At 36.5% G+C, this 6,480-nt stretch carries 9 protein-coding genes; all 9 read right to left on the reverse strand.

Annotation, left to right across the window (positions count from 1 at the left end; genetic code table 11):
• The coding region (locus WC614_13885; protein MFA5034094.1) for a hypothetical protein at positions 1 to 223 on the reverse strand (223 nt) is incomplete at its 3' end.
• A 170-nt stretch (positions 224 to 393) separates the two neighbouring features.
• Positions 394 to 1,710, reverse strand: a complete 1,317-nt coding sequence (locus WC614_13890; protein MFA5034095.1) for a thioredoxin family protein — start codon at positions 1,708 to 1,710, stop codon at positions 394 to 396.
• 2 nt (positions 1,711 to 1,712) lie between these two features.
• A complete protein-coding gene (locus tag WC614_13895) occupies positions 1,713 to 1,985 on the reverse strand; it encodes a thioredoxin family protein (protein MFA5034096.1) in 273 nt (90 codons plus the stop codon).
• A 17-nt stretch (positions 1,986 to 2,002) separates the two neighbouring features.
• The gene (locus tag WC614_13900; GenBank protein MFA5034097.1) at positions 2,003 to 2,578 is read right to left on the reverse strand and encodes a histidine phosphatase family protein; all 576 of its coding nucleotides are present in this window, start codon (positions 2,576 to 2,578) and stop codon (positions 2,003 to 2,005) included.
• On the reverse strand, positions 2,575 to 3,690 hold the full coding sequence (locus WC614_13905; GenBank protein MFA5034098.1) for a YibE/F family protein: 1,116 nt from the start codon (positions 3,688 to 3,690) through the stop codon (positions 2,575 to 2,577). The genes WC614_13900 and WC614_13905 overlap by 4 nt, the downstream gene beginning before the upstream one ends.
• A 3-nt stretch (positions 3,691 to 3,693) precedes the next feature.
• The gene (locus WC614_13910) at positions 3,694 to 4,464 is read right to left on the reverse strand and encodes a metal ABC transporter permease (protein ID MFA5034099.1); all 771 of its coding nucleotides are present in this window, start codon (positions 4,462 to 4,464) and stop codon (positions 3,694 to 3,696) included.
• On the reverse strand, positions 4,461 to 5,177 hold the full coding sequence (locus WC614_13915) for a metal ABC transporter ATP-binding protein (GenBank protein MFA5034100.1): 717 nt from the start codon (positions 5,175 to 5,177) through the stop codon (positions 4,461 to 4,463). Before WC614_13915 ends, WC614_13910 begins: the two co-directional genes overlap by 4 nt.
• Before the next feature lie 490 nt (positions 5,178 to 5,667).
• Positions 5,668 to 5,964 (reverse strand): DUF134 domain-containing protein, encoded by a 297-nt coding sequence (locus WC614_13920; GenBank protein ID MFA5034101.1) that lies wholly within the window; start codon positions 5,962 to 5,964, stop codon positions 5,668 to 5,670.
• A gap of 56 nt (positions 5,965 to 6,020) precedes the next feature.
• A complete protein-coding gene (locus WC614_13925; GenBank protein MFA5034102.1) occupies positions 6,021 to 6,272 on the reverse strand; it encodes a DUF5320 domain-containing protein in 252 nt (83 codons plus the stop codon).
• Positions 6,273 to 6,480 lie beyond the last annotated feature (208 nt).

A 6,480-nucleotide genomic window follows, 5' to 3' on the forward strand; every position in this document is an offset into this window, starting at 1 on the left:
TTTTTGAGAGTCTTTGGCCTTCACCATTATAAGTAAATGTTGTTGTACCCGGGGGAGCGTCTTTAAAAATCTGCGCTTTTTCTCTTATGTCTTGGTTTTGTTTGACTAAATATACCAAGGCCGTTAGAGATAAGAGAATTGCTGGAATTGATAATAATTTAGCAAAGTTTCCCCTAGTTGATTTTTTAATATTAGACCTGAGATGTGAAGTTATTTCCGACATTGATTACTAAACTAATTCTATAATGGGTAAATATTAAAAAACAATAGTGAAAAGCGGGTTATGAAAAAGATTATGTTTGGCCAAATGCAAATTATTTTTAGTAAAGATTGCTCATAATAATAATTTTAACAAATATCTCGGCGGTTGATCAGAATAATTTAATGATGTTTTTAACCGAACATGAGGATTTCGGGTTTGAAGATTATAAGGATTCCGATAATTATCATTAAAACTCCTCCTATTAGATGAGATGCTCGGGAATATTTAGTACTTAACCCGGTCATTTCCAGAGTTATCATCGCTGAGAAAAATACAAATAGGTCGTCAAGCATAAATATAAAAATATATAAAAGCATATACACGTAGTATTGCCATTTGGGAAGGTTACTAAGCGTTAATATTTGTGTGAAGACTACAGGAAGACCGGCGGAACAGATTAATTCTACCAAGTTTACCGCGAATGCCAGTAAAATTATTCCTCCCAAAGCAAGCAGGAATTTTTTTTGTTGTGTAATAGAGCGTAATTTTTTAAAGATTTTTTGCCTATTTTCGTTTCCTGTTACTTTGCAACCGCTCGCCTTATTTGTGAAATACTCTTTCAAATTGTAGGTTCCGCATCCGAGTCCTAGAATACCTATTATTATTCTTACCCATATGATAAAACCGACGAATAAAAGCAAATTAAGCCACGCCGCCATAAACATAAAATAGACGAGTGCCGAGGTTGCTATAAAAGTGGTACCCAAAATCCAACGCCTTTTTTTATCTTTCATTCCAAGAAGTAGACTTATTAAGAAAAGAAGCGTCCACATCGCGCAAGGATTAAACCCGTCTAGGGCTCCCAATATAATAGTTATCAATGGCAAAGACAAATTTTTGATATCGATATTGCCTAGAAAAGGAACTTTTATTTCATCGGGAATTTGAACGTTTTTGTCTACTGAATCAGTCTGAACAAGGGCATCTTTCTGGGTAGGTGTTACGGTTGGGGTAACCATTTTCGTAATGGAATTGCTGGGAACAGAAATTGCTGATGGTGGAGTGACCGCGGATGTTGGGATGTTTTGAGACCCATCCATTTCGCGGATGATCATACCTACGAGATCGGGATCTCCCTCTTTTGAATATTTTTCATATAAATTGAGTATTGTTTTTCCCGTAACTTCATCGTTGTAATATCCGACAAAATAGTCTCTTCCGATAATAGTAATTGGAACTCCTGCTGTTTCCACTCCGAGTTTTTCTCCGATTGTTTGTAATAGTACTGCATTATTATGAATTCCCACCTCAAAATCATGGGTTTTCAAACTTGGGAAATCAGGGGCGATTTGTTCCAAAAATGTTTTTTCCTTAGCGCAATGCGGACAACTTTTTGACCAGAAAAAGTACAGATTAACTTCTTTTTCTTGAGCCTTTACGTAATTTGGTACTAACAGAAAAATAATTAAATAGATAGCAATTAAAAAGTATTTTAAAAGTTTTTTCATAATTATCTGTCTTTATTTTCATTGATTATCTTTAAAAGTTCATCTTTTTCTTTTTCTCCCGATAAGCGCAGAAACTCATTTCCTTTTTTATCAAGAAAAATAAAGATGGGTAAATTACCACTTTTGATATTATACTTTTCGACCTTTTTCTTGTCATTATCAAAATCAAAGTGTTCAATTTTAAGCCATGGATTTTCTTTTCCAATTTCATCCCATCGCGGGCGCATAACAAGGCATCCCGGACACCAAACTGCTCCTATTTTTATAACTTTCATTTTTTAGACTTCACCTACTATATCTTATAAGTAAGAACTTTAAGCCGGTAATTTTCAAGTTGCATCATTTCTTTGGAACTAATACCTTCAAAATACCTTATAATCGGACGGATTGAATTACTGTGTGTAACAATGAGCACGTTGAATCTATTTTTTCTCATTATATTAATAACTTCTTTAATGAACAAAAGGACTCTTTTCTCCACCTGAATCATGCTCTCACCGCCCGGTGGGGGAGTTTTATAAGACCGGTGGTAGATTGGATATAAATCGGGATGGTCCCTTCTGAATTTGACTTTGCTTCTTCTTGATAATTCCCCATAATCCCTTTCAATTATTCTTTTATCAATTATAACTTTGGTTTCAGGATGATAGCGTATTATATGTTTTAATGTCTGTTTTGCTCTTTTAAGTGGAGAAGTATAAGCGATGTTAATGTTTTTACCTGCAAGTTCTTTTGCAAATGCTTCAGCTTGTTTATGACCTTTTTCTGTTAATACAGAATCAATGTGTCCGGTAAAAATCCGTTTTTTATTATAACGACTTTCCGTATGGACTAAGACATATAGATTGAGTTTCTTGCTGCTTTTCATTTTTTATTTGTGGCCGATAAAGATGCCAAGATTGTTGTTATGGGAACAGCCAATATAAGTCCTATACTTCCTACCAAGGTTCTAATTACCTCACCCGCAATTATTTCGTAGTTTACCACTTCAGTGAAGGGGTGTGGGTTGTTTATAAAAAGCAAAAGCAAAGGCAATGAAGCGCCCGTATAAACCAAAACTAGAGTGTTTACCATCGATGAGATGTGGTCCTGTCCTATACTCATGGCATTTTTAAAAAGTTCGCTGGCATTTAAGTTTTTATTCGCCTTTTTTAACTGGAAAATAATTGCCGATTGGGAGACTGTAACATCGTCCAGTACTCCTAAAACTCCGATAATAATTCCTCCCAGAAGCAGACCTTTGATATTAATCTGGTCTCCCTTTGCAATCTGTAGAAATCCCGCTTCTTCGCTAGCAAATCCTGTTAAATTCGAAAACTCGACAAATATACTTGCAAGAATTCCCGTTATGATCAGTGAAATTGTGGTGCCGGCGATGGCAACGACCGTTTTTTTATTAAAACCGTGCGAGAAAAAGAAGGTTACAGGAATTATGATAAACGATCCGAATAGTGCGGTGCCGACGGGATCGGAACCTGATGATATTTTAGGTAATATAAAGTAAAAAATTACCAGGAAAGAGATAGCCATCCCAAAAAGGGACATCAAGCCCCTAATTTTGGCTATCACTATTGTCAGTACAACAAAAATTGCAAAAAGCCAAATTAATGCGTCTCTACGGACATAGTCGGTAATAAGGTACATGTCATTTCCCGCATAGTCTTTTGAATGTAAAACTAATAGCTTGTCTCCGGTTTCATATTTGGGTAGGTTAGATGAGGGAATATTTCCGCTTTCGACAACTATTTCTTTATTGACAAGAGAACCCTTCGTGACTAACAGTCTTAATTTTTGGTAGAGTTGTTCCCCTTCACCGTACTCGGGAATTTTCATTTTTTCTTCTAAAACCTGAATTACTTTAGCTTCCAGTGTTTCTTCCACCAGATCAAAAGAAACATCCTGTGCTGAAACGCGTTTCACAGGAATTGCAAGGAAAAGCACTATATTTAGTATGAGAGTCAATTTTCTTATTAAACGCATAGATTAATCTTTCTTGAAAAGACTTGAAATAACAAATAACACAGAGCTGGTTATTATAACCGATGGTCCGGCAGGAATTGAAAAAAGTTTATAAAGCATTATACCAAGTAGACCTGCTAAGCCACCGGCAATAGCTCCACCGTACGCGTACTGTTTCATATTAGTAGCAAGATTTCTGCTGGTTGCGGCAGGGATTGATACAATAGCTGCCGTAAGAAGCGAGCCGACGATACGAATACTTAGGCCAATTACAAGAGCGACTGCAAGAAGATAAATGAGGTTGTATTTGTCAGTGTTAATTTTTTCGGATTTGGCAAGGTCTTCTGATATTGAAATAAAGACAATCTTTTTATAAATTTTTCTTACGGTTATAAAGGAAAGCGTCGACAGAAATATGCTGCCGAGGGTGGTTTTGAGTGATAGTTGTGAGATGTCACCGATTAGGGCAACTTCTACTTCTTCGTGGGGAAGAAATAAAAATGCGACGGCAACAGAAGTTGAAAAAACGATTGCAGTTAATGTTTCCAGTGGTAATTTTGTTCGTTTTTCAAAAATCCAGATAAGTATTATCGCAAATAGTAACATAGCAAAAGCTCCAATCGACACATCAAAACCCCAGAGTAGTGCGAGCGTAATTCCGGGAAGAGTCAAGTGTCCTAGCGGTCCACCGACTAAAGACATTCTCTTGGATAACATTAAAGTTCCCAGATAGCCAGCCGCTGCCCCGATTGAGCATGTCATCAATATGGCAAGGATTATTTTTTCGTCAATCATTTATTATTGTGTTTATAATATTTCACTCCTACCCCGTAAAGTTTTTGTAGACTCTTGGTTGTCAGTGCCTGGGAAGGTATTCCGTGACATATGCCTTTTTTATTTAAGCAAAGCACGTTATCAGCATGCTCCCAAACAACACTTAGATCGTGTGTTACTAAAATAATGGTCAATTTTTGTTTTTCCCAGAAGCTATGAAGTAGCGAGTAAATTGTTTCAGTTCCTCCGATATCAATTCCGGAAGTAGGCTCGTCAAACAAAAGTGTATCCGGGTTATCAACCAGAGCCCACGCTATACCCAGCCTTTGAAACTGGCCTGTCGAAAGATGAGCAATTCTTTTTTTTATGATAGATTTTTCCAGTCCGACGGATACTAGGCTTTTGTTAATCCTTTCTTTTGTTATTTCTTTTAAACTATAAAAATCTTCGACTGTGAGGGGAAGAACCTCCTTTCTTTGCAAAAGTTCATTGGGTGGAAGATAGCTAATATTATTAACTGACCAGACAATCTCTCCTTGAGAAGGGATGGTGCCTAAAATTGCCCTTAAAAGCGTGGTCTTTCCCGCACCGTTTGGTCCCAGAATTACTAAAGTTTCACCCTTTATTACATCAAAACTTAAATTATCAATGATAGTTTGATCATTCAATTTTACAGTTAAGTCTTTTACTTTTAAGGCTAGGTTGTTTACCATATCTATACTTTCTTTAAACATTTAGCGCAGACTCCATAAAACTCCAGTGTATGTTTTTTAATTTTAAACCTTTTTTTTCTGAAAACATCCCTCTCAAAATTATCAGCAAGACAGTTTGTTATGTTGTCCACTTTTCCGCAGACTTCGCATATTAGATGATGATGGTGAACTAGATTCGCGGCTTCATATGATATTTCCTGGGGTTTGATGTAAACAGGATTTAGATAATTTTGATTAACCAAAAATTCCAATTCACGATAAACAGTTGTTCTGTTGACATTTATTTTTTTAGAAATAAGGTTAGTGTAAATATCTCTGGCTGAGAGTGGTTTCTTGACTCGGGAAAAGATTACAATTATTTGCTTTCTGATATATGTAATTCTAAAACCTTTGTCACGCAAAGTCGATATTGTAAGGTCGGGGTTCATAAATTCTATAAGCAAAGTATTTGCAAAAACAGCCTACTCGTGTGTTATTTAAAAATCAAATTAATGCAAACAGATTGCTTTTGTCAAGGAGTAGTTTTGATTTTAATTGCTTTGCCTTTAATTACCGCCTTGGCAACTTTTTTATGGGCGCTATTTAAGATCCGCGCGAAAGTGGGTTGTGATACGTGCATTTTTTCCGCGGCTTTGGTTTGTTCGAGCGCATCAATTTCATATAACTTTAATGCTTCTACTTCATCAGATAAAAGTTCGACTTCTTCCAATTCAGACAAAGGAATACCCCGGGGTTTAAAATATAAAACTCCCGGGATAAACCTTGTAAGACGGGGAATTTTAGGTCTTGGCATGTTTATAATATTCATCACAATAATCCACTACGAATTATTGCATATGAATTGATTGTGCCTACAATAAATTGTTAAGCTTGTTTTGCAATTTCCTCCTCTTCTTTTTTTATATCTTCTAGTTCCTCTTCAAGCGCTTTTTTATAGTCAGCAAGCGCCTTTTTTTGATCTTGCGGTGTTTGGGGCCAATTCCAGCCGAAATACCTTCCCATGCCGCGACCTGCTCCAAACCTTCTTCTCCAACCAAGGCCAAACCCGCAAGGGCCGTAACCCCTACCTGTCATTGGTCCCATTCCGGCGGGTCCTGTTCCATCGAAATTTGGCATACTTCCTCACCCCCTCCCTAAATAATTATTATGAATATGTATTCATAATAATACTTCATCAATCAGTTGTCAAGTGCCGTTACCCGCATTATTTTCTATGTATTTTATTCGTATTGACAAATGCCTTTTTTTTTGATTAAATCTCGCATACCTAATGAAAAGTTATCCCTCCCTTATTTTTGTTTTTGTGATTACCAACGCACTCGCC

It is taken from the genome of bacterium (assembly GCA_041649255.1).
Taxonomy (GTDB): domain Bacteria; phylum Hydrothermota; class UBA3073; order JACQXS01; family JAQTXJ01; genus JAQTXJ01.